The organism is Shewanella sp. Arc9-LZ (genome assembly GCF_010092445.1).
Classification (GTDB): Bacteria; Pseudomonadota; Gammaproteobacteria; order Enterobacterales; family Shewanellaceae; genus Shewanella.
The window spans coordinates 367,047-389,064 of record NZ_CP048031.1 but is presented as its reverse complement, the minus strand read 5'-3'; the positions used below and the strand labels follow the sequence as shown (position 1 = coordinate 389,064).

Sequence of the window (22,018 nt, the reverse complement as noted above, 5' to 3'; positions counted from 1 at the left end):
AAGAAAGACAAAAAATGAACTTACACAATCAAATAAAACAACTGATCATTGATTGCTTAGATCTAGAAGATGTCACTGTCGATGATATAGAAACCGATGCGGCCTTATTTGGCGAAGGTCTGGGCTTAGACTCGATCGACGCACTTGAATTAGGCTTAGCAATTAAGAAAGAGTTTGATGTCAAAATTGAAGCCAACTCTGATGCGACTAAAGCACACTTTTTCAGTGTTGCTAGCTTAGCTAGCTTTATTGAATCTCAACGTGTTTAGGAGTCAGCATGCAAAATCGTGAACAAATCCTTGAGATGCTAAGTGGCATTTTAATTGATGAATTTGAAATAGAGGCAGCAGATATCACGCTTGAAGCTTCTTTGTATGAAGATCTAGATTTAGACAGCATTGATGCGGTAGATTTGGTGATTAAATTGCAACAGCTGACGGGTAAAAAAATTCAGCCAGAAGCATTTAAAACCGTGCGCACAGTCAATGATGTCGTTGATGCCATAGAAGGCTTAATAAAAAGCTAATGCGGTTAATCCTGCAGATTATTACGACCTTGGTGATTATTGCTTACCCTATTGCGGTGTACTTTGGTTTGCAGTATTTACCACCAGGCACAATCGCTTTGCTGCTGTGTTTGTTATTATTGCTACGGTTTATGGTCACTAAGCAGCAAGTAAAATCCATGACATTGCCAATACTGGTGGGCATAGGATTAACCGCGGCCAGTTTCATTACTCAACGTAACGACTGGTTACTGTTTTATCCGGTGGTGATAAATCTGAGCATGTTGGGATTATTCAGTTATTCACTGATTAATGGTCCAAGCATGATTGAGCGCTTGGCACGTTTAAAAGAGCCGGATTTACCAGACTCAGCTATACCTTACTTACAAACCATCACTAAACTTTGGTGTGGGTTATTTGTTGTTAATGGTGCTGTGGCTGCCTATACCGCCATAGCAACAAGCATTGAAATATGGACGCTTTACAACGGACTGATCGCATACCTGCTTATGGGGTTGCTGCTCAGTGGTGAATGGATTTATCGTCGCTTTTGGTTGAAAAAACATGAATAAGCTTTTACTCAATTGGTTATCAACAGGACCTGCCACGCAGCAGTTAATCAGCTTTGACCATCATGACATCATGACGGGATCGTTGTTTTGCGCGCAAGTGGCCCACTTACATGCTCAGCTGATTCAAAGTGATGCTCAGCGCTGGCTGCTTGCTGCAAAGCACAGTGACTTATTTGCCGCTGGTTTATGCGCAGCCTTGTTAGCCGGTAAACAAGTGATATTGCCTGCCAACACCCAAAGCGGCACCTTGAGTGAGCTCAACCATGAGTTTGATGCCATTATTGCCGACACGCCGTTATGTGAGGTGCGTGAGTATATCGCGCTCAAAAAAGAACTCAGTTTACCCGCAGCAACTTGGCCTAAAACCAAGTCATTAGGTGAATTAGTGTTATTCACCTCGGGCAGTAGCGGCCTGCCTAAAGCGATCAAAAAAACACTGCAACAACTGGATGCAGAAGTCAGTATTCTTGAGCAAACATTTGCCGAACATTTGCCTCATTGTTCAGTGGTATCGACGGTTTCACATCAGCATATCTATGGTTTATTGTTTAAAATTTTGTGGCCTTTGGCCGCGAGTCGAGCATTCTTAAGTGAACAAATCGACTTTCCAGAAACCTTAAGCTACTACTTGGCCATCATGCCAAATTTGTGTTTAATCAGTAGTCCAGCTCAATTGACCCGCTTGCCTGATGCACTCGAAAATCAAAAACAACAACGTATCCCAAGCTTAATTTTCAGCTCTGGTGGTCCGTTAAACTTTGATGCAGCCCAGGCAGTTAAACAATGCTTTAATCAATTACCTATTGAAATATTTGGCAGCACTGAAACCGGCGGTATTGGATATCGACGCCAACAGCAACCCATGCAACCATGGCAAGCATTTATCCAAGTGAATGTCGATATGGACCCGCAAGATGGCGCGCTGATGCTGCAGTCTGTTTATTTAGACAATCCAACTCAATGGTTAAAATGTGATGACAAAATTGAACTGTTAGATGATGGCCAGTTCCGTTTATTGCATCGCCTTGACCGCATTGTAAAAATTGAAGAAAAACGCTTATCGTTAGCGCAAGTGGAGCATTTACTGCAAACTCATCCTTTTGTTAGCGAAGCGGCCGTCACGGTTTTAGAACAACCGCGCACCATGCTAGGTGCTGCAGTCTGTTTAAGTGAATTAGGCCAGCAAACACTCAAAGCGGAAGGGAAATTAGCGGTTAATAATGCCTTAAAAAACCATTTATTGAGCCAGTTTGAACGCATCACCCTACCACGACGCTGGCGTTACCCTGCACACTTGCCACTCAACAGCCAAGGCAAGCGTACCCAAGCAGAAATTGTCGCTTTATTTAGTCATGATTAAGTCAGAATTACCGCATATTGTTAGCCATGAAGGCGGTAACAATCTCTATCAATGGCGTTTATTTGTCAGTGCAGATTTAGCCTTTTTCGATGGCCATTTTCCTCAGCAAGCCGTATTACCAGGTGTCACTCAATTAGATTGGGCGGTCAAACTTGGCTGTGAGGCGTTTGGTTATTCAGCCCAAGTGGCCACATTAGAAGTGCTTAAATTTCAGCAACTCATTTTGCCCGACACCTATGTTGATTTGGTCATTGAACATCAGCCTCAAAAAGCAAAACTGATCTTTAGCTATCGGGATCAAGATAAACGGTTTGCCTCTGGCCGTATTGTGCTTAAGCCAGCAGTAGTGACTACTGCGCCGACAGTCAATGAGATCGCCTCATGAAACTAGCCTTGGTTATTCCCAATTACAATCATCATATTGCCATTGAACAAACCTTAACTGACTTGGCAAAATTCAATCTGCCTTGTTATTTGGTTGATGATGGTAGTCAAGATGAAACCCGTTATATTTTACAAGCCATGGCAGAAAAATTTAGCTGGGTAACGCTCATTAACCATCCTTTTAATCGTGGTAAAGGTGCGGCAGTAACCAGCGGCCTACGCCAAGCTTACCGCGATGGTTTTAGCCATGTATTACAGGTTGATGCTGATGGACAACATAATTTAGACGATATCCCGTTAATGATATCGACTGCAGAACAACAGCCACAGGCATTAATATCTGGCCAACCGATTTATGATGACTCGGTGCCTAAAGGGCGTTTATACGGGCGTTACATCACCCATTTTTGGGTATGGGTTGAAACCTTAAGTTTCGACATTCAAGATTCTATGTGTGGTTTTCGGGTTTATCCATTAGAGGCTACCGAACAGTTATTAAGCCAGCATGCACTGGGTGAGCGGATGGACTTTGATATTGAAATCATGGTCAAACTGCACTGGCAAGGCACTCCAGTGGTTCATGTGCCGACCAAAGTCATCTACCCAGAAGACGGTATTAGCCACTTTCAAGGCTTGCAAGACAATGTACGCATTAGCTGGATGCACACTAAGTTATTTTTTGCTATGTTGACTCGCTTGCCACAAATTCTGAATAAAAAAAGCCCCCATCAACATTGGTCATCAATGGGAGAACGTGGCAGTTATTGGGGCATAAAATTACTGGCAGAATGCTATAGATTAGGCGGCCACTGGTTGTGCCGAGCCATTATGTATCCGGTTATTGGTTATTTTTTTCTAACCGGTGCTTCTGCTCGTCACGCGTCGATGAATTTTCTTACCCGAGTGCAGCAACAAGTTCCAGATCATCCAGATTTACATCAACCCACCCATTGGCGCGACAGTCTAAATCACTTTATTGCTTTTGGTAATGCAGCTCTGGATAGGATCGATGCCTGGTGCGACCGCATCAAACTCAATCAAGTCGATTTTAACGATCGTCATATTCTGGCAAACCAAGTGGCTTCCGGTCGAGGAGCCGTACTAATTGTGTCGCATTTAGGTAATTTAGAGTTATGTCGTGCGATTTCAATCCACCAGCAGAAAGTGAAAGTCAACGTTATGGTGTTGACTCAACACGCCGAAAACTTTAACAAAGTATTACAACAGCTAAACCCACAAAGTAGCCTTAATCTTATTCATGTTAATGAACTTGATCCCAGTACTTCTATGCTGTTACAGCAAAAAATTGATATGGGCGAAATAGTGGTTATTGCAGCCGATCGCACCTCATCAAACAGCCAAGGTCGGGTGGTTTACCTGCCCTTTCTCGGTCATGAAGCGCCGTTTCCCCAAGGACCATTTATTCTTGCTAGCTTGTTAAATTGTCCGGTTTACACCATGTTTTGCATTCGCCAACAAGGCCGTTATAAAGTACATGTCGAACACTTAAGCGATAGCTTAAAAGGCCCGCGAGCAGGGCGCATTGCACGCTTAACTGATGCAATGAAATTGTACAGTCAGCGCTTAGAGTATTTTGCCAAACAGGCACCATTGCAGTGGTTTAATTTTTACGATTTTTGGCATAAAGACGAGTTGATTGATCGTCCACTGTCGCGCTCCGCTACTGCTGTCAATACGGTTACAGCACCTAATACTAGTAGTGCACCTAATACTGGTAGTGCACTTAATACAAGTGCTGCGTCAAATACAAATACTGCACCCGCTAACAGCACCACTTCACCTAGTCAGGATAACTAATTCAATGAGCAACACTTCTTCACCGTCATCAGCCGCCGAAAAAACGGTGCATTTAGGCCAAAGCTACCTAAGTCTTGAACAAGTGGTCGCAGTCGCCAAGGGCGCAACGGTCAAACTGGCGGATGCTGCAGACTATGTTGAATATATTCAAAAAGGCGCCCGTTTCATCGACAGTTTGCTGCATGAAGAAGGCGTGGTATATGGCGTCACAACAGGTTACGGCGACTCCTGCACAGTCAATGTCAGCTTAGACTTAGTCCATGAATTACCACTGCATTTAACCCGTTTTCATGGTTGTGGTTTAGGTGATGTATTCAGCCCAATGCAAGCCCGCGCGATTATGGCTTGCCGCTTAAACTCATTGGCTGTGGGTAAGTCAGGTGTCAGTTATCTGCTACTGCAGCGCATTGAATGGCTACTCAATAATGATATTACCCCGGTAATTCCTCAAGAAGGTTCGGTTGGCGCCAGCGGCGATTTAACCCCGCTATCTTATCTTGCCGCAGTACTTGTTGGCGAACGTGAGGTGATATACCAAGGTAAACGCCAAGCGACCAAAGATGTTTATCTGAAATTCGGCATAATGCCATTAACCCTGCGCCCTAAAGAAGGCCTCGCGTTAATGAATGGCACCGCGGTGATGACAGCACTCGCCTGTTTAGCCTATGACAGATCGCAGTACTTAACTCGCTTATCAAGCCGTATTACTGCCATGGCATCGTTAACGCTTAAAGGCAACGCAAATCATTTTGATGAAATTTTGTTTGCCGCCAAACCCCACCCAGGACAAAACCAGATTGCCAGTTGGATCCGCGAAGACCTAAACCATCATGCGCATCCACGTAATTCTGACCGTTTACAAGACCGCTATTCTATACGCTGTGCACCGCACATCATTGGCGTACTGCAAGATGCTTTACCCTTTATGCGTCAGTTTATTGAAACCGAACTCAATAGCGCTAACGACAATCCGATTGTCGATGCCGAGGGTGAACATATTCTCCATGGCGGTCACTTTTATGGCGGCCACATTGCCTTTGCCATGGATGCGATGAAAAATGCAGTAGCCAATATCGCCGATTTAATTGATCGTCAAATGGCTTTAGTTATGGACCCTAAATTCAACAATGGCTTACCGGCTAATTTATCTGCTGCAGAAGGCGAACGCCGAGCCATTAACCATGGTTTTAAAGCGGTACAAATCGGTGTTTCGGCTTGGACTGCTGAAGCATTAAAAAACACCATGCCTGCCAGTGTGTTTTCTCGCTCAACAGAATGCCACAATCAAGACAAAGTGAGCATGGGCACCATTGCCGCCCGCGATTGTATGCGGATATTGCAACTGACAGAACAAGTCGCTGCCGCCGCATTACTGGCCATGAGCCAAGGTATTCAGCTGCGGGTGATACAGAAAGAATTGGACCCTAATTCGCTAACACCTTCACTTGCCACCACACTGGCTCAAGTCAGTGAAGATTTTGAACTGCTAACCGAAGACCGTCCATTAGAAGCAGTACTACGCCAAACAGTAGACAAAATTCAACTGGGTCTGTGGGAGGTGTGTTAAATGAAAGGTTTATTACTCACAGAAATGGAAATGGTGATCCCGTTTCACGATGTCGACTCGATGGGCATTACTTGGCACGGTAATTACTTACGCTATTTTGAGGTTGTGCGTTGTCAATTACTGGATAAACTCGGTTATAACTATCGCACTATGCAAGAGTCCGGTTATGCATGGCCCATTGTCGATGTGCAAGTAAAGTATGTTAAAAGCAGCACCTTTGACCAAAAAATCAAGGTTATCGCCACCATTGTTGAATGGGAAAACCGCTTACGTATTAACTATCAAATTGTTGATGCCGACACCAACGCGCGCATCACCAAGGGCTATACCATTCAAGCCGCGGTTGAGATTGCTACCCAAGAATTATGCTTTGTTACTCCTGAAGTGTTTCAGCAAAAAATTCGCCCATTACTCGATGCGAGCCAAGTGTAATGAGTGCCCGCAGCAGAGTAATTGTTAGACTTTTTACTAGCCTATTTATTCGCGTATTGGCGCGAGTAAGCAGCATCATTATGCTGTGTTGCCTGTGTATAGCAGCCACCTCGGCTAGCGAACATCCACCAGCAAGCAATAATCAAACACTTACTCCAGAGCTGACACAGCCAAAGCCTCAAGCTCTGACCAAAGGTCAATTAGCAGATATTCAGGCGTTGTATACTCAACCAGCCAGCACAGAAGCCCTCAGCGCGCTAGCGCAGCAACTGAATCTACAACTAGATACTCGTGGTCAGTTTGTTCAATTACGCCATTTACAGGTGCTTAAAAAGCCCTTACTCAGCCAAGGACAGTTTATATTTAGTCCAACGCAAGGATTGGTATGGCAGCAGCAACGTCCGTTCAACACCTTGATGGTGCTTAAAGATCAGCAGTTGATCCAACAAAACAGCCAAGGCAAAATTCAACACTTTAGTTCTGGGGCTAATGGCAACCCGATTGCACAGCAATTACCGCGTTTATTACAAGCCATTATGGCGGGCGATATTGCTGCTTTAAGTGCCGATTTCAACTTATTTATGCCTGCAACTCAGTTAGCAACTCAGCCCGAAACTCAACCCGAAAATAGGTCATGGCAACTGGGCCTGCAAGCTAAAGACCCACAAGTGCAATCGTCTATGGGTAACATTACCCTCAGCGGCGATACGCTTATACGTTCATTAATCATGATCAGTAACCAAGCGGATGTTCGCGACTATACCCAAATTCAATTTACCCAGACCCAACAAGGGCAACTGAGTGAAGCTGAACTGGCGCTTTTTAGTCTTGGAAATGAGTCCGCTAAATAATGCAGCCCATATCGCTAACCGCGTTGTTATCTCCTATTGGGCGTTTTGTCTTATGGGTATTATTGCTACTGACAATGTTAGTCACTGGCTTAATACAATGGCAACAGGGCGCGCATATTCAAACTGATATTTTGGCGATGTTGCCGCATTTACAACAAGACAAACTCACTGAAACAGCATTAAACAGAGTTGAACAGCAACTCGCTAACCAAGTGTATATTGCAATAAAAGCCGATGACGACAACCAAGCTATCAGTGCCGCACAGCAACTGATGGATGCACTAGATAAACAGCCACAACAGCCCTTTATTCACATTCGTAGCGGCGCGGATGATCATCTGCAAGACTTGGCTAAAGTGTATTTCGAACATCGCTTTACCCTACTCACTACCGAGCAAGCTAAAGCGATTGAAACAGATAATTGGCGCCAACTGCTTAACGCGGCCCAAAATCAACTTTATAGCGCATTTGGTTTTGCCAACAGCCAGCTGCTCAGCAATGATCCGTTACTGATGTTTCCAGCCAACTTACTGGCGTTATCACCTAATAGTGCACTGCGTAGCCAACAAGGCATTTTACTCACCGATACTACCGATGGTGTGGCTGCGATTATCATGGCCAAAGGGCGCGACAGTGCTTTTAGCCCGACCGCTCAGCAACAGCAAATTCAAGCATTAGATGCTGCATTTAGCCAAGTGACTCTGCATGTCCCCGATGTCAGTTTCCTTAAAGCTGGTGCGCTTTTTCATGCGATTGCCGCCACCGAATCAGCCAAACAAGAAATCAGCCGAATTGGCTTAATTTCCATGTTAGGGATCATCTTATTAGCCTGGTTGGCCTTTCGGTCGATTATGCCGTTATTTGCCGCACTACTGACGTTAACCACTGGGGTGGTGTTTGCGTTTGTCGCCACCTTAAGTATTTTCGGTGAGTTGCACTTACTCACATTAGTGTTTGGCACCAGCTTAATTGGTGTCGCCATTGATTACAGCTTTCACTTTTATTGTGAAAAACAAGCTCACCCTAATAACAACGCCAGTGACACTTTAAAGCAGATTTTTCCGGCGCTCACTCTCGCACTTGCTACCAGTGCCAGTGCCTTTATCGCCATTGGCTTTACGCCATTCCCGGGAATGCAACAAGTGGCCGTATTTTGTGCTGCTGGGTTAATTGGTGCATACCTAACGTTGTTATTGGTGTTTCCATTACTGGGTAACCATGCGCTTAAACCAACGCCAGGATTAACCCTCGCCCAAGGTTATTTGGCGCTATTACAACGTATTTTCACCCCGAATAAATTGTGGCAAAAAATAGCTATAGCGGCTTTGCTCATTGGTTTGGCAACAATATTGTTTTTCGGTTTGTCACAAACGGATTCTAACGATGATATTCGTCAGCTACAGCAAAGCCCTGAAGCCATCACCACCGAAGAGAACCAACTACGGCAACTGCTCAGCGGCGGCACCGATAACCAATTTATTTTAGTCAGTGGTCCCAATGAACAAGCTTTATTACAAACGTTAGAGCAACTGACACCAGTACTGGATAAAGCCATAACTGATGCTGAGTTAGACCAAGCTATCAGTCTCAGCCGCTTTATGCCCAGCATTGCCAAACAACAACAACACTATCAGTTACAGCAACAGCTTTATGGGCAACATTTAGACGAGATAATCAGTGAAATGGGTCTCGATGACAATATAAACACCAGTCTAATGGCACAACTTAATCAAGCCGAATCACAATGGTTAACCCCAACCATGGTACTAGCCCAAGCCAATGATGATTTACAGACGTTATGGCTTGGCGCGATCACAACAACCGATCAAACCCAGCAATTTGGCGCCATAGTATTACTCGGTGGCATCCACTCATTAGCCTCTCTTGAACAACGATTGACTGAGCATGAATGGCCTTTAGGGCAAGTTCGGTTAATCGATAAGGTCGGTGATATATCCCATTTAATGGGCAAGTATCGCCAACTAACATTACAGCTATTGATGTGGGTATTTGCTTTAGCCAGCCTACTGTTTAGCATTAAATACGGTATTAAGTTGGCATTCGCTATCGTCGCTGTCCCCGCTTTATCAGTACTGCTCACGCTAGCTTGTTTAGGGCTTGTCGGCTCGAGCATTAGCTTGTTTCACGCCTTAGCGCTTATTTTGGTGTTAGGCATTGGTATCGATTACAGCCTATTTTTTGCCGAGGCCAAGCACACCAGTCGCGGAGTGATGATGGCAATCTTTATGTCAGCCTGTTCAACACTATTAGCTTTTGGTTTACTGGCGCTGAGTCAAACCCATGCTATTCACTTTTTCGGTTTAACGCTTCTTTTTGGGATCAGTTTTTCATTTTTACTGGCACCGTTTATTTCATTTATTACTAGGAAAACTGTAAATGCCATCTAGTCATTCACATACAGTCAGCAACATGGACGTTGACGTTGCCATCATTGGTGCAGGCCCTTCTGGCGCCATTGCCGCAAGCCTTTTACGCCAACAAGGTCATCAGGTTGTTGTTATTGAAAAACAGCATTTTCCACGTTTTTCGATTGGCGAAAGTTTACTGCCTTGTTGTATGCAATTTCTCGAACAAGCAGGCATGCTGGACGCCGTTAATCAGGCTGGATTTCAATTTAAAAATGGCGCAGCATTTCAACACCAAGGGCGATACACCACCTTCGACTTTACCGATAAATTTACACCAGGCCCTGGGACTACGTTTCAAGTTCAACGGGCGGATTTTGATAAACTTCTAGCCGACACAGCTATCAGCCAAGGGGTTGAGATCCGTTTTGGTCATCAAGTTGATGCGATTGATTTGACTCATAATCCTCGCTTAACGGTAACGAATGACCGAGGTGCACAATATCAAGTGAATGCTAAATTTGTGCTCGATGCTAGTGGTTTTGGCCGAGTATTACCGCGATTACTGAATTTAGAACAACCATCAAATTTACCGCCACGCAGCGCCATTTTCACCCATATTGAAGACAACATTAGCGATCCCCATTTTGATCGTAATAAGATCTTAATCAGTGTTCATCCTCAACATAAGGATATCTGGTACTGGTTAATCCCTTTTAGCAATAACCGTTGCTCAATTGGCGTGGTGGCTGAGCCACATTTACTCGAGCATTTATCCGGTAGCCTTGAACAACAATTGTTAGCGGTGATTAATGAAGAGCCTGAGCTACAGCAGTTGCTGAGTAATGCCAATATTGTTCAGCCTTGTGCCACGCTCAAAGGTTATTCGGCTAATGTCACCACCTTAGCAACCAATCAGTTTGCTTTACTGGGTAATGCTGGCGAGTTCCTTGACCCAGTATTTTCATCAGGGGTGACAATTGCCATGCAGTCAGCATCAATGGCGGTTGCCAGTTTGAATAAACAACTTAATGGCCAAACAGTTGATTGGGATAGCGAATACTCTGCGCCATTAATGCAAGGAGTTAACACCTTTAGAACCTATGTCCAAGCTTGGTATGACGGACGCTTTCAAGATGTCATTTTCTATCAACAAGCTGACAACAAGATTAAACAAATGATCTGCTCAATTTTAGCAGGTTACGCTTGGGACATGAGCAACCCGTTTGTAAAAGAGTCCGAACGACGCCTCAATACCATTGTTGAATTATGTCAGGAGCCAAAGCCCAATGTTGCTTAATCTGCTGGGGCGTTCTGCGGGGATAATATTGCTTCGCGTGGTGGCGCTATTACTGCTAAGCCTATTAAGTGCTTGCAGCCAACAAATCGAGCGGCAAACTTGTGTCCCACTCGCCAGTGAAGCACAATATTGCCTAAGCTCAGCCTCTGCGCTGTTAACAACGTCACCGCAGCAAGATATCAGCTTAAGCCAAATGGTCAGCTTTACCCATGGGCAAGAAAATCACGAGTTATTAACCCAGCTGGAGCTTAATTCACTACAGATGACGTTAGTGGGATTAGCGCCACTTGGGCAAGCATTATTCACGTTAGTGTTCGATGGCCAAACCCTGCAAAGTCAGCAAAGCCTGTTATTAGGTGAGCAATTTAAAGCAGAGTATTTAATGGCCATAATGCAGTTGATTTACTGGCCAACGGAGCAAGTTAATCAACATTTAACCGGCGGTGAATTAGTCACTATGGCATGTGATATGCCGTTATGTAAGCAACTTATTGATGCCAGTGGAGCCTTAATCACGATAACGTATAGCGATATCGACCCGTGGTTAGCGCAAGTGAATGTAGACATCGATGCCGCCGATATTCATATGCAAATAAACCCAATTGACTAACTAATTGACTAACTAATTAACTAACTAACTGATTGAATAACAGATTGATAAACAAGTGCTCCAGCATAATCCAATAAACCGAGATAAATAGGCCATCAAACTAAACATGAACAGTCGCATAGCAATAACTCACATCGGATTGTGTACACCTCTGGGCAACTCGCCAGAAGAGGTGCTGCCGCGTCTCATTAGCGGTGATATCAGTGCTATGCAATGGCGCGATAATTTATTGTTCGATGCGCCTACATTAGTCGGTTGCGTCGATGACAAACGGTTAATAGAAATTGCCGATCATCTCAGTTTATTTGCTTGCCGTAATAATCGTTTATTAAACACTGCCGCCCAGCAACTTGTGCCCGCAATAGAGCAAGCTAAGCAGCGTTTTGGATCGGAGAGGATAGGGGTGGTATTAGGCACCAGCACCTCTGGCATTTCCAAAGGCGAAGCGGCATTAAAATATCAGCTTGAACATGGCCATTTCCCCCCGAGTTACCATTACTCGCAGCAGGAACTGGGTAGCCCCAGTGATTATTTAAAACAGTTGTTTGAACTGTCAGGCCCTTGTTATACCGTATCTACAGCGTGTTCATCGAGTGCCAAAGTATTTGCCAGTGCCCAGCGGTTACTCAATGCGAATATGTGCGATATGGTAATTGTGGGGGGTGTAGACAGCTTGTGTCAGTTAACCGTTAATGGCTTTGCCGCATTAGAATCGGTATCCAAAGGCCATTGCAATCCGTTTAGTCGCCATCGTGATGGCATTAATATTGGTGAAGGGGCTGCTTTATTTACTTTAGAGCGTGGCCAAAGTGACGTCATGTTGGCGGGGATCGGCGAGTCTGCCGATGCTCATCATATTTCAGCGCCACACCCGCAAGGATTAGGTGCTATTGCCGCTATGCAACAAGCCCTGGCAGAAGCCAACATTGCTGCGGAAAAAATCGATTATCTCAACCTCCACGGTACCGCTACTCCCAAAAATGATGCCATGGAATCGCGTGCGGTCACTGCAGTATTCAGTCATTCATCACCAGCCTGCAGCTCAACCAAGCCGCTCACGGGCCATACTTTAGGCGCAGCTGGCGCGATTGAAGCTGCCTTTTGTTATTTGTTATTAAGCCCACTTAACCATGAAAAGCGTTTGCCGCCGCACATCTGGGATGGGCAGCAAGATACTAATGACCCGAATATCGCTCTCGTTAGTGCCAACAACAATACAGGCCTTAGCCAACTCAACTTTATTATGAGCAATTCATTTGCCTTTGGCGGCAGTAATGCCAGCCTGATTTTTTGTCGAAAGGATGCCTAGTTCCATGTCAATAGTCACTGCAACGCCGGCGATGTTAGCGCAAGATATAAGTACTTTTATTCCGCATCGATCACCGATGATCTTGATTGATAGTGTCTTAGAACATCGCCCAGACTGCTTAATCACCGCAACCCATATTAGCCCTAATAGTGCCTATTTCGACGCTCAACTCAATGGCGTGCCTAATTACGTTGGCATCGAGTATATGGCCCAAAGTATTGCTGCATTAGCGGGTGTTGAAGCCTTACTGTGCGACGATACTATCCGAGTCGGTTTTTTACTCGGCACCCGCAAACTGCAAATGCATATAGACACCTTTACCTTAGGTGAGTCTTATCGCACCCAGGTGACTCGGCTGTACCAGGAAGAGTCTGGATTAGCGGTATTTGACTGCCAAATTTATCATCACCAAACGTTAGTGGCGGCAGCTAATGTCAATGTATTCCAACCACAAGATACCCAGGCTTATATTGATGAAAGCCAAGTCGACGAGTAAGCATGATCAACAAACCTTTTGACACCCCATTGGAGTTCCTCGAATCAATCACGGAGAGACATTTTGAATAATAGAGTATTAGTTACCGGTTCAAGCCGAGGAATAGGCAAAGCCATCGCAATTAAATTAGCCGAGAATGGTTTCGATATTGCGCTGCACTTTCACAGCAATCATGCTGCCGCAGCGCAAGTACAAAAAACCTTATTAGATCTTGGTGTGCAGGTTAGTTTACTGCAATTTGATATTGCCGACCGCCAAGCGGTCAAGCTTGCTATCGAAACGGACATTGCCGAAAATGGTGCCTATTATGGCGTTATTCTTAATGCGGGTATTAATCGCGACACCGCCTTCCCTGCGATGACCGAAGATGAATGGGACAGTGTGATCCACACTAACCTTGATGGTTTTTATAATGTTATCCATCCTACAGTGATGCCAATGGTGCAAGCACGTAAAGGCGGACGTATTATCACCCTAGCCTCAGTGTCAGGCATTGCAGGTAATCGTGGCCAAGTGAACTACAGCGCATCAAAAGCGGGAATTATTGGCGCAACTAAAGCCTTGTCGCTTGAGTTAGCTAAACGAAAAATTACCGTCAATTGTATCGCACCAGGGTTGATTGAAACCGACATGGTCACAGATATTTCAACTGATATTGTCAACCAAATAGTGCCGATGAAACGCATGGGCAAACCCAGTGAAATAGCCGGGCTAGCTAACTTTTTATTATCAGACGATGCAGCCTACATAACTCGTCAAGTGATCTCCGTTAACGGAGGCATGATATGAAGCGTGTAGTCGTTACCGGTATGGGCGGGATTTCCGCATTAGGCCAAGACTGGCAACAAATTAAAGCCAGCCTATTAGCCAAACACAACTGCGTTATTCGTATGGATGAATGGGATCGTTACCCAGGTCTAAATACTCGACTGGCAGCGCCAGTGACTGATTTTTCTTTACCTGCCCATTATTCACGTAAAAAGATCCGCTCTATGGGGCGAGTATCCATGATGGCGACACGAGCCAGTGAATTAGCCCTTGAAGATGCAGGTTTGTTGAACGACCCCATCCTTAATTCCGGTCAAGTTGGCGTTGCTTACGGTTCATCTACAGGCAGTACCGATCCCATTATGGGCTTTGGTGACATGTTAAAAACAGGCGAAATGTCGGGGTTAACCGCCACCAGTTATATCCGCATGATGGCCCACACTACCGCGGTTAATATTGGGGTGTTCTTTGGCCTGCAAGGCCGTATTCACACCACCAGCAGTGCCTGTACCTCTGCCAGTCAAGGCATTGGCTATGCTTATGAAGCGATTAAATATGGCATGCAAACCATTATGCTCGCGGGCGGCGGTGAAGAGCTTTGTCCTACTGAGGCGGTGGTATTTGATACTTTGTATGCCACCAGCACCCAAAATGAAACTCCAGAGCTAACGCCACGCCCATTTGACCAGAGCCGCGATGGTTTGGTTATCGGTGAAGGTGCTTGTACTTTGATATTAGAAGAGCTTGAACATGCTCAAGCCCGTGGTGCAAATATTTATGCTGAGTTGGTTGGTTTTGGCACCAACTCAGATGGCCAACACGTCACTCAACCCAATGCTAATACCATGGAAGTAGCGATTCGTTTAGCCTTAAAAGATGCCCAACTATCGGCACAAGACATCGGTTATATCAGTGCTCATGGCACCGCTACTGATCGCGGTGATATAGCTGAAACTGCCGCGACTCATGCAGTATTTGGCACAGAAACGCCAATATCGTCATTAAAGAGTTATACCGGTCATACCCTAGGAGCCTGTGGTTCATTGGAAGCATGGACTAGTATTAACATGATGAATGAAGGCTGGTTTGCACCAACACTCAATCTTAATCATGTCGACCCAGAATGCGCCCCGCTCGATTACATTAAAGACGATATTCGTCATATCGACACCGACTATATTATGAGTAATAACTTTGCTTTTGGTGGCATTAATACTTCATTGATTTTTAAACGTTGGCGTTAATCATATAAGGGTATAGCTCCTTTGCAGCCATATAATGCAGGCGAAAGCGATGCTTTCGCCTGTGTTTTTACACCTTGTAAGCCGCAGCTTTGGCTTGATAGTCTTGAGTAATCCGTTTCATTTCTACCGCGCCACCAGCCAGCTTTTGAACTTGCGCCGATAAAAGTACAACGGCTTGGGCGTTATCCAAAATCTCCGCACCTATTTGAGTCAATCTATCTGCTTGTTGTTGTGTACCATTTGCCACATTGTGGCTCAAGGTAGCCACTTGACCTATTTGAGCAGAACGTTGCTCAAGCCCTTGAGCAATGCTACTGGTGTGGACTACATTTTGCGTCGTACGTTGCTTGCCTTGATCCATCGACTCAACGGTTTTTAGCATGCTGACATTTAAACGACTCAGTACTTTTTCAATACCATCGGTAGACTGACTGGTACGCTTTGCTAAAGTGCGAACTTCATCTGCCACAACGGCAAAACCACGGCCACTCTCACCCGCTCTAGCCGCTTCAATCGCCGCATTCAACGCAAGTAAGTTAGTTTGATCTGAAATACTGCGAATGGCCTGCAACTGTGTGGTAATAGCACTAACATCAGTGGTTAAATCAGTCATTGATTCAGTTACTTCAGTCATATTGGTTTCTAGCGCCTGCATGTCTTTCATAATGCTTAATGCGTTCTGGCGATCGCCAAGACTTGAGGTTGCCCCCTCTCTTGCTTGATCCGCTGAAATTTGGCTGTCATGAGCCATTTGCTGAAAACTGTCAATAACATGTTGAGTCGATTCGGCAATCAATCGCGCTTGGTTATTTTGCTGTTGTACCGCATGTTGAGCTTGATCGCTCAGGCTCATTAAATTGTCGGAAGTACTTGCCATTTTCACAGCAATATCGCGATAGTCGTTAAACAATTGCGACAACTCTTCCAGCATCAAATTAAAGGACATTTCTGCCTGAGTATCGGCTGAAGGTAACCGAATCGATAAATCTTTATGCTGTGAAATATGTTGAATTGCACCAGCAATACGTTGATTGGCAACTGAGTCTGCACGCATAAATAAGGCAATACGAATTAAAATACCGGTTTCAGTTACGGCAAACAGCGCATGAACAATCATGATGCTCCAGCTGCACTCGCCAGCAAAAATCATCACTGGCGTATCAAATAGTTCAACACCTTGTAATTGGATATAAGTCATTAAGACGTGATGTATCGCCACGGTCAACAAAGCGGCCACTAACGGCTGCCAACGCAGGTAAATAAGAAATATCCCCATGGTAGCAAAGATATGAAAGTGCATTTCAATCATGCCCATTTGGCTTTGAACTAATAGTCCCGATACTGTCATCATAATCACAGCAGCCACAATGCCAAACAACTCAGTACCTTTTAGCAAAACATAACTGAGCTGTGATATTACCAATACTGCTATCGCGGCGGTGATACTAAATGTCAGCATTTTAGCGCCAATAAAACCACTCGCGGCTAGCAGTGGAGCCTGCAGCAACAATAATCGATATATATATGAATCATTTTTTTTAAGCAGTGTCACTGTTTGATTATCATTCATACATATCCCTAGTGTTGAGTTGAAATAATATGGTTTAGGTCGATGAGCATTTTGGATGTTGAAAGCTGCTTAGCAGTGTAAATACGCGCAATTTTTCCGTAAGGATCCAACAAAAATAGATTACCTACATGATTTATAGTTGCGAGTTGTCGATTGATATTGTCAGATAAGCGTAACTCAAGTTGATGTAAATCTGACTCGGACAATGACGCACTGACAAAACGTTTAGAGCGTGCATCGATCACCGCTTGGCGCACGGCTAATGTGTCGTTATCAGGATCGATAGTCACAAACATAAATTGAACCTCAGCTTTATTTATCGAAGCATCCTGCTCTATTCGTTGCTCAAGTTGATCTAATTGCTCAATGCGTATTGGACAAATTTCTGAGCACGACAAAAAACCTAAAAATAAGTAGGTATATGTTCCCGCGGACGCAGGGTACTGGTGAACTTGTTGATTAACGTCTTGCCACCGAAAATGAATCTGCTGGCCGTCATTTCCGGTAATGCCATAAGCCTCTGTATCTGAAGCCCACTGATTGATCAGCATCAATATAGGCATAAGACTCAAAGCGAGCAAGATTAATACTGACGCGATGACAATTTTTCTGAGTTTCATAAAAAATAAATGACAGTATGACGGCTTTTCAACGGTAAACCCGTAGGCTTTTGTTAATGAAACTACATTTTTGAAAAGTAAAATTGGCATCAATCTAGATACTGGTTGTACTAATTATACGCAGTAAATACTTTTTTGGATTAATAAAATAACAACAAAACACAAAATAAAAAAACGCTTAATGAACCTTTAAATGTCAAAGGTTCATTAAGCGTTAACTATACGAATTCGTGGCGTTATCTAAACATCTATAAAATGATTAGAGTGCTATTGCATCAATATCAAGCTTAGCTTGGCTAATACCTGCTTCGGCTGCATCTGGGCCCATATTTAATGATTCAGCATAAATGGTTTCGACGTTGTTAATTCCAATGAAGCCCAACACAGTTGTTAAGTAAGGTACAACATGATCTGTAGACCCGCCTTTATGCGCTCCACCACGAGTCGTCACAATAATGGCACGCTTACCTTTGATTAATCCAACGGGTCCGGTATCGGTGTAAGTAAACGTTACACCGGCACGAGCAATAAAATCGATCCAATTTTTTAACGTTGTCGGTATGCCAAAGTTGTACATCGGCGCTGCGATAACAATGGTGTCATGATCGTTAATTTCAGCGACTAATTCATTCGATAGTGCCACTGCAGATAATTGGCGTTCGGAAAGGTTATCGCCGCCACGTAAACCAGAAGCTAGCTCACCATCTAACATTGGCAAGGTATTTTTACCTAAATCACGCACTGTAATTTGTGCACCTTTACTGCTCCATTGCTGATTTAAATAATCAACTAATGCTGAAGACTGTGAATAACTGCCTAGAATGCTTGATTTTAAAATTAATACTTTTGCCATTGTTAAGTCTCACCCATATGTTTGTTGGGTCATATGCTATGTGCCTGACCAATGCAGCTAGTATATTGACCTATAAAAAAGAATAATAGCGCAATAATTATGCAATTATATTCGATAAAATCGAAATATATTCACTTGTTCAACGCGAATATGTTAATCAACGCGACCATTTTTTGGCGGTAAAGACACAAATTGGCCGGTAAACGTAGCACACATAATGTCATCACAATATAACGCCACTTCTAAGGTGATTTTGACTCGCCGGCCTCGGTTTAATGGGTTCAAATCAGTATAGGGCCAAATAACTTTGGCATAGGGCTGTTTAGTCACCGGTTTTAAATACCTGACTTTTGCATCAGCTAATACAATATCACCATGGGCTTGTGACAATTGCTGCTGTAACCACACCATTCCCCAGCCTGTTAATGTCATTAAGGTATAAATACTGCCAGCAAACATGGTGTGATGTAAGTTAACGTTGGGCTCTAAAGGTGCAGTGACTTGTAGGCTATCTCCATTAAACAACACTGGTTTAATGCCCATAAATTGACTAACAGGAATCGTACTATGCCAAGTTTCACACAAGGTCTGCAGTAAAGCATTGACCTTGGCATCTGATTGCGCTTCTGTGAATGAAATATCAAACATAACGGCATCCCTCCGATGATGACTGGTTAACCTCTACTGACAATAATAGAATGGTAATAAATTAAGGCCTTATACCTGCAGATTAAAGGTCACTGGGCCATCATTGACCAACTCGACCTGCATATCTGCACCAAATTGTCCTGTCTGTGTCATAACCCCTTGTTGGCGACAATATTCGACAAAAGCCAAATAAAGGCGATCGGCTTGTTCAGGAGTTGCAGCGCTCGAAAAACTGGGTCTTAAGCCTTTGCCGGTATCTGCTGCTAAGGTAAATTGCGACACCACCAATAATTGTCCACCGACTTGAGCCAGATTAAGATTCATTTTTCCGTTTTCATCACTAAACACCCGATAATTAATGACTTTTGTAGCTAACTTAACCATTTTATCAATATTATCTTCGCGCTCTATGCCTAGTAATACTAACAAGCCTTGGTCAATTTTGCCGACTATTGTATTGTCGACCGCCACTGACGCGCGTTTAACTCGTTGAATTAATGCAATCATAACTGCCTTAAACTATGCTATTTGATGATGCTTATTGAAGAAAATAAAACAAGGCCAACTGAGAGACCACAGGTAGCAACATAACTTGCTACTTGTGGCCCATACAGACTAGTTGTTACTGAATACATTGGCGTAGAACACCAATGCCACTTAAGATTTATCAGACGACGAAATGGATTTATCGACCACTATAGGATCGTGCACATTATTGAGATTCTGGCTTTTAGTCTCAGTCTCTGTAAAAATTTCAGCTTTAAGATCATCCGCGATGACCGCTAAACTTTCCAGATACTCTGGCAGTGCGGCAGTAATTTCTGCACCGAGTAATACAATCATCCACGATAAATATACCCATACAAATAAAATCGGCACTACTGCCAGTGCACCATAAATGGCTTCATAACTCGGAAATTGGGTCACATAAAACGCAAAACCCTTTTTGCCTGCTTCAAATAATACCGCTGCTACAATAGCTCCCAATAGAGCATGTAAAAAATGGATTTTCTTGTTAGGCACGACCATATACAACAGTAATATAGATGCCACAGAAAACAGCAATGGTAGACGCTCAACAATCCACGGGACTAATCCAGACAACTCACTGCCTGTTACCACCTCTAATGAAACAACATAAGAGGTGGCCACTAGACTTGCACCAATGAGTACAGGACCTAGAGTTAACACCATCCAGTACATCGAAAATGACACCACGTAAGAGCGCTTTTCGGTAATTCGCCAAATGTTATTCAATGCTTTATCGATAGCTGAAATCAGCATAATGGCAACAAACACTAACGCAACAATACCGACAAAGGTGCCTTTAGATGCATTAGCGACAAACTCGTTGATATGCACTTGCACCGTATCACCCGCTGCAGGTATAAAATTATTATATATAAAGCCTTCAATATTGCCGCGAATACCTTTAAACACCGGAAAGGCCGATAACATCGACATGGTGACAGCCAACATAGGCACCAATGACAACAAGGTCACATAGGCCAAATGACCTGCTCGTATATTAATTTGGTCTTCAGCAAGCCGTTGTTTGAGATGGAGTAGAAACTGCCAAATCCCACTAAAAAAAGCCGCAATAGGGCTGTAATCAAACTTTTTGGGCATAATAATCCTTATTTCATACCACGTTAGTGGAGATAACATTTGTATTAAGTCACTAACTTCGTACAATGTTATAACATATTAGTCATCGAATAATGGAGCAAATTGATGTCACAACAAGGTTCGGCGGGTAATATACTCGCAGCTGTCGCGAGCTTATTTTTCCCAGGCCTAGGTCAGCTTTTACAAGGGCGTATATTAGCGGCTTTGTTATTCTTCTGCATTACTGCTGTTTGCTATTTCTTTTTTGTGTTGGTCATCCCAGCCATTATCGGTGGTTTATTCCATTTATGGAGCATCATTGACGCAGCAAAATTTAAATCGGGCAGTTAACTCATAAGGTAGTTAACCTCAACGAGGACACTTTTCGCCTCACACAATAAAAGAGACACATTGATGAAAAAATGGATATCACTGGCACTATTAAGTAGCAGTTTACTGTTGAGCGGTTGTCAAAGCGCCTATTACGGTGCAATGGAAAAAGTCGGCTACCACAAACGCGACATTATGGTCGATAGAGTTCAAGAGGCTAAAGAGTCGCAGGAAGAAGCACAAGAGCAATTTAGCTCTGCATTGGAAGAAATGCAGGCGCTTTTGGCATTTGATGGTGGCGATTTAGAAGATGCTTATAATAAAGCGAAAGATGAATATGAGTCAGCTCAATCTGCAGCAGATGAAGTGAGTCATCGCATCGAGAAAGTCGAAGATGTCGCGGATGCATTATTTGACGAATGGCAAACTGAAATCGAAGAAATCAGTAAAGCCAGTTTACGTCGTAACAGCACCAGCAAGCTCAATGAAACCAAGCGTTCATATAAAACGCTAGTGAGAAGCATGCGTCGTGCAGAAGCAAAAATGCCACCCATTCTAACTGCGATGAAAGATAATATGCTGTATTTAAAACATAACCTAAATGCGCAGGCTATTGGTGCAATTAAAGGTGAGTTTGCCAATTTACAGACTGATATCTCTAGCCTGATTAAAGAAATGAACAAATCGATTGCCGAATCGAACAAGTTTATTGCCTCAATGGAACAAGGTTAAACCTTACCTAACCTATCAACTTAACGCCCTTAGCGGTAACCTATGCTGTCATAGTCTATGACGGCCTAGGTGCTG

General features: G+C 43.8%; 24 protein-coding genes. 18 read left to right on the top strand and 6 right to left on the bottom strand.

Features of this window, described 5'->3' with window-relative positions:
* The first annotated feature begins 14 nt into the window (after nucleotides 1-14).
* The 16 genes from GUY17_RS01860 to GUY17_RS01785 all read left to right on the top strand — a co-directional run bounded on the left by GUY17_RS01860 (nucleotide 15) and on the right by GUY17_RS01785 (nucleotide 15,582).
* Nucleotides 15-269 (top strand): phosphopantetheine-binding protein, encoded by a 255-nt coding sequence (locus tag GUY17_RS01860; RefSeq protein ID WP_101084965.1) that lies wholly within the window; start codon nucleotides 15-17, stop codon nucleotides 267-269.
* An 8-nt stretch (nucleotides 270-277) separates the two neighbouring features.
* Nucleotides 278-526, top strand: a complete 249-nt coding sequence (locus tag GUY17_RS01855) for an acyl carrier protein (protein WP_101084964.1) — start codon at nucleotides 278-280, stop codon at nucleotides 524-526.
* The gene (locus GUY17_RS01850; protein ID WP_162022128.1) at nucleotides 526-1,077 is read left to right on the top strand and encodes a hypothetical protein; all 552 of its coding nucleotides are present in this window, start codon (nucleotides 526-528) and stop codon (nucleotides 1,075-1,077) included. Before GUY17_RS01855 ends, GUY17_RS01850 begins: the two co-directional genes overlap by 1 nt.
* Entirely contained in the window at nucleotides 1,070-2,437 is a 1,368-nt protein-coding gene (locus GUY17_RS01845) for an AMP-binding protein (RefSeq protein WP_162022127.1), read from the top strand. The genes GUY17_RS01850 and GUY17_RS01845 overlap by 8 nt, the downstream gene beginning before the upstream one ends.
* Nucleotides 2,430-2,822 (top strand): thioester dehydrase, encoded by a 393-nt coding sequence (locus GUY17_RS01840; RefSeq protein WP_162022126.1) that lies wholly within the window; start codon nucleotides 2,430-2,432, stop codon nucleotides 2,820-2,822. The genes GUY17_RS01845 and GUY17_RS01840 overlap by 8 nt, the downstream gene beginning before the upstream one ends.
* A complete protein-coding gene (locus tag GUY17_RS01835) occupies nucleotides 2,819-4,639 on the top strand; it encodes a glycosyltransferase (protein WP_162022125.1) in 1,821 nt (606 codons plus the stop codon). The genes GUY17_RS01840 and GUY17_RS01835 overlap by 4 nt, the downstream gene beginning before the upstream one ends.
* Before the next feature lie 4 nt (nucleotides 4,640-4,643).
* Nucleotides 4,644-6,206, top strand: coding sequence for a histidine ammonia-lyase (gene hutH, locus GUY17_RS01830; protein ID WP_162022124.1), 1,563 nt, complete (start codon nucleotides 4,644-4,646; stop codon nucleotides 6,204-6,206).
* Nucleotides 6,207-6,638, top strand: coding sequence for a thioesterase family protein (locus GUY17_RS01825; RefSeq protein ID WP_162022123.1), 432 nt, complete (start codon nucleotides 6,207-6,209; stop codon nucleotides 6,636-6,638).
* Nucleotides 6,638-7,489, top strand: coding sequence for an outer membrane lipoprotein carrier protein LolA (locus tag GUY17_RS01820; RefSeq protein WP_162022122.1), 852 nt, complete (start codon nucleotides 6,638-6,640; stop codon nucleotides 7,487-7,489). The genes GUY17_RS01825 and GUY17_RS01820 overlap by 1 nt, the downstream gene beginning before the upstream one ends.
* On the top strand, nucleotides 7,489-9,897 hold the full coding sequence (locus GUY17_RS01815) for an MMPL family transporter (protein ID WP_162022121.1): 2,409 nt from the start codon (nucleotides 7,489-7,491) through the stop codon (nucleotides 9,895-9,897). Before GUY17_RS01820 ends, GUY17_RS01815 begins: the two co-directional genes overlap by 1 nt.
* Nucleotides 9,887-11,155, top strand: a complete 1,269-nt coding sequence (locus GUY17_RS01810; protein WP_162022120.1) for an NAD(P)/FAD-dependent oxidoreductase — start codon at nucleotides 9,887-9,889, stop codon at nucleotides 11,153-11,155. The genes GUY17_RS01815 and GUY17_RS01810 overlap by 11 nt, the downstream gene beginning before the upstream one ends.
* On the top strand, nucleotides 11,145-11,765 hold the full coding sequence (locus GUY17_RS01805; protein ID WP_162022119.1) for a DUF3261 domain-containing protein: 621 nt from the start codon (nucleotides 11,145-11,147) through the stop codon (nucleotides 11,763-11,765). Before GUY17_RS01810 ends, GUY17_RS01805 begins: the two co-directional genes overlap by 11 nt.
* Before the next feature lie 106 nt (nucleotides 11,766-11,871).
* Nucleotides 11,872-13,074: a beta-ketoacyl-[acyl-carrier-protein] synthase family protein gene (locus tag GUY17_RS01800; protein WP_162022118.1), complete on the top strand. Its 1,203-nt coding sequence runs from the start codon at nucleotides 11,872-11,874 to the stop codon at nucleotides 13,072-13,074.
* A gap of 4 nt (nucleotides 13,075-13,078) precedes the next feature.
* The gene (locus GUY17_RS01795; RefSeq protein ID WP_162022117.1) at nucleotides 13,079-13,570 is read left to right on the top strand and encodes a hotdog family protein; all 492 of its coding nucleotides are present in this window, start codon (nucleotides 13,079-13,081) and stop codon (nucleotides 13,568-13,570) included.
* Nucleotides 13,571-13,633: 63 nt separating this feature from the next.
* Nucleotides 13,634-14,359 (top strand): 3-ketoacyl-ACP reductase FabG2, encoded by a 726-nt coding sequence (locus GUY17_RS01790; RefSeq protein ID WP_011635828.1) that lies wholly within the window; start codon nucleotides 13,634-13,636, stop codon nucleotides 14,357-14,359.
* Nucleotides 14,356-15,582: a beta-ketoacyl-ACP synthase gene (locus tag GUY17_RS01785; RefSeq protein ID WP_162022116.1), complete on the top strand. Its 1,227-nt coding sequence runs from the start codon at nucleotides 14,356-14,358 to the stop codon at nucleotides 15,580-15,582. The genes GUY17_RS01790 and GUY17_RS01785 overlap by 4 nt, the downstream gene beginning before the upstream one ends.
* 67 nt (nucleotides 15,583-15,649) lie before the next feature.
* On the opposite strand, the gene GUY17_RS01780 is transcribed toward GUY17_RS01785, so the two are convergent.
* The 6 genes from GUY17_RS01780 to GUY17_RS01755 all read right to left on the bottom strand — a co-directional run bounded on the left by GUY17_RS01780 (nucleotide 15,650) and on the right by GUY17_RS01755 (nucleotide 20,902).
* Nucleotides 15,650-17,152, bottom strand: coding sequence for a methyl-accepting chemotaxis protein (locus GUY17_RS01780; protein WP_101084950.1), 1,503 nt, complete (start codon nucleotides 17,150-17,152; stop codon nucleotides 15,650-15,652).
* 8 nt (nucleotides 17,153-17,160) lie between these two features.
* On the bottom strand, nucleotides 17,161-17,772 hold the full coding sequence (locus tag GUY17_RS01775; protein ID WP_162022115.1) for an SCO family protein: 612 nt from the start codon (nucleotides 17,770-17,772) through the stop codon (nucleotides 17,161-17,163).
* A 259-nt stretch (nucleotides 17,773-18,031) separates the two neighbouring features.
* A complete protein-coding gene (locus GUY17_RS01770) occupies nucleotides 18,032-18,625 on the bottom strand; it encodes an FMN-dependent NADH-azoreductase (RefSeq protein WP_101084948.1) in 594 nt (197 codons plus the stop codon).
* A gap of 153 nt (nucleotides 18,626-18,778) precedes the next feature.
* Nucleotides 18,779-19,273 (bottom strand): thioesterase domain-containing protein, encoded by a 495-nt coding sequence (locus GUY17_RS01765; RefSeq protein ID WP_101084947.1) that lies wholly within the window; start codon nucleotides 19,271-19,273, stop codon nucleotides 18,779-18,781.
* A gap of 69 nt (nucleotides 19,274-19,342) precedes the next feature.
* Nucleotides 19,343-19,780 carry a D-aminoacyl-tRNA deacylase gene (dtd, locus tag GUY17_RS01760; RefSeq protein ID WP_101084946.1) on the bottom strand — a complete coding sequence of 146 codons (438 nt, stop codon included), beginning with the start codon at nucleotides 19,778-19,780 and terminating at the stop codon, nucleotides 19,343-19,345.
* A gap of 150 nt (nucleotides 19,781-19,930) precedes the next feature.
* Nucleotides 19,931-20,902, bottom strand: a complete 972-nt coding sequence (locus GUY17_RS01755; protein WP_162022114.1) for a virulence factor BrkB family protein — start codon at nucleotides 20,900-20,902, stop codon at nucleotides 19,931-19,933.
* Nucleotides 20,903-21,007: 105 nt separating this feature from the next.
* Between GUY17_RS01755 and GUY17_RS01750 the strand changes: the two genes are divergently transcribed.
* Complete coding sequence (locus GUY17_RS01750) at nucleotides 21,008-21,232, top strand: hypothetical protein (protein ID WP_101084944.1); 225 nt, start codon at nucleotides 21,008-21,010, stop codon at nucleotides 21,230-21,232.
* Between the two features lie 63 nt (nucleotides 21,233-21,295).
* Complete coding sequence (locus GUY17_RS01745; RefSeq protein WP_011635819.1) at nucleotides 21,296-21,943, top strand: DUF2959 domain-containing protein; 648 nt, start codon at nucleotides 21,296-21,298, stop codon at nucleotides 21,941-21,943.
* The last annotated feature ends 75 nt before the right edge of the window (nucleotides 21,944-22,018 follow it).

What these genes read in the sequence shown, in the direction of transcription:
- GUY17_RS01860 (WP_101084965.1), top strand. Translation starts at nt 15, where the DNA reads ATGAACTTACACAATCAAATAAAACAACTGATCATTGATTGCTTAGAT.
- GUY17_RS01855 (WP_101084964.1), top strand. Translation starts at nt 278, where the DNA reads ATGCAAAATCGTGAACAAATCCTTGAGATGCTAAGTGGCATTTTAATT.
- GUY17_RS01850 (WP_162022128.1), top strand. Translation starts at nt 526, where the DNA reads ATGCGGTTAATCCTGCAGATTATTACGACCTTGGTGATTATTGCTTAC.
- GUY17_RS01845 (WP_162022127.1), top strand. Translation starts at nt 1,070, where the DNA reads ATGAATAAGCTTTTACTCAATTGGTTATCAACAGGACCTGCCACGCAG.
- GUY17_RS01840 (WP_162022126.1), top strand. Translation starts at nt 2,430, where the DNA reads ATGATTAAGTCAGAATTACCGCATATTGTTAGCCATGAAGGCGGTAAC.
- GUY17_RS01835 (WP_162022125.1), top strand. Translation starts at nt 2,819, where the DNA reads ATGAAACTAGCCTTGGTTATTCCCAATTACAATCATCATATTGCCATT.
- hutH (WP_162022124.1), top strand. Translation starts at nt 4,644, where the DNA reads ATGAGCAACACTTCTTCACCGTCATCAGCCGCCGAAAAAACGGTGCAT.
- GUY17_RS01825 (WP_162022123.1), top strand. Translation starts at nt 6,207, where the DNA reads ATGAAAGGTTTATTACTCACAGAAATGGAAATGGTGATCCCGTTTCAC.
- GUY17_RS01820 (WP_162022122.1), top strand. Translation starts at nt 6,638, where the DNA reads ATGAGTGCCCGCAGCAGAGTAATTGTTAGACTTTTTACTAGCCTATTT.
- GUY17_RS01815 (WP_162022121.1), top strand. Translation starts at nt 7,489, where the DNA reads ATGCAGCCCATATCGCTAACCGCGTTGTTATCTCCTATTGGGCGTTTT.
- GUY17_RS01810 (WP_162022120.1), top strand. Translation starts at nt 9,887, where the DNA reads ATGCCATCTAGTCATTCACATACAGTCAGCAACATGGACGTTGACGTT.
- GUY17_RS01805 (WP_162022119.1), top strand. Translation starts at nt 11,145, where the DNA reads ATGTTGCTTAATCTGCTGGGGCGTTCTGCGGGGATAATATTGCTTCGC.
- GUY17_RS01800 (WP_162022118.1), top strand. Translation starts at nt 11,872, where the DNA reads ATGAACAGTCGCATAGCAATAACTCACATCGGATTGTGTACACCTCTG.
- GUY17_RS01795 (WP_162022117.1), top strand. Translation starts at nt 13,079, where the DNA reads ATGTCAATAGTCACTGCAACGCCGGCGATGTTAGCGCAAGATATAAGT.
- GUY17_RS01785 (WP_162022116.1), top strand. Translation starts at nt 14,356, where the DNA reads ATGAAGCGTGTAGTCGTTACCGGTATGGGCGGGATTTCCGCATTAGGC.
- GUY17_RS01780 (WP_101084950.1), bottom strand. Translation starts at nt 17,152, where the DNA reads ATGAATGATAATCAAACAGTGACACTGCTTAAAAAAAATGATTCATAT.
- GUY17_RS01775 (WP_162022115.1), bottom strand. Translation starts at nt 17,772, where the DNA reads ATGAAACTCAGAAAAATTGTCATCGCGTCAGTATTAATCTTGCTCGCT.
- GUY17_RS01770 (WP_101084948.1), bottom strand. Translation starts at nt 18,625, where the DNA reads ATGGCAAAAGTATTAATTTTAAAATCAAGCATTCTAGGCAGTTATTCA.
- GUY17_RS01765 (WP_101084947.1), bottom strand. Translation starts at nt 19,273, where the DNA reads ATGTTTGATATTTCATTCACAGAAGCGCAATCAGATGCCAAGGTCAAT.
- dtd (WP_101084946.1), bottom strand. Translation starts at nt 19,780, where the DNA reads ATGATTGCATTAATTCAACGAGTTAAACGCGCGTCAGTGGCGGTCGAC.
- GUY17_RS01755 (WP_162022114.1), bottom strand. Translation starts at nt 20,902, where the DNA reads ATGCCCAAAAAGTTTGATTACAGCCCTATTGCGGCTTTTTTTAGTGGG.
- GUY17_RS01750 (WP_101084944.1), top strand. Translation starts at nt 21,008, where the DNA reads ATGTCACAACAAGGTTCGGCGGGTAATATACTCGCAGCTGTCGCGAGC.
- GUY17_RS01745 (WP_011635819.1), top strand. Translation starts at nt 21,296, where the DNA reads ATGAAAAAATGGATATCACTGGCACTATTAAGTAGCAGTTTACTGTTG.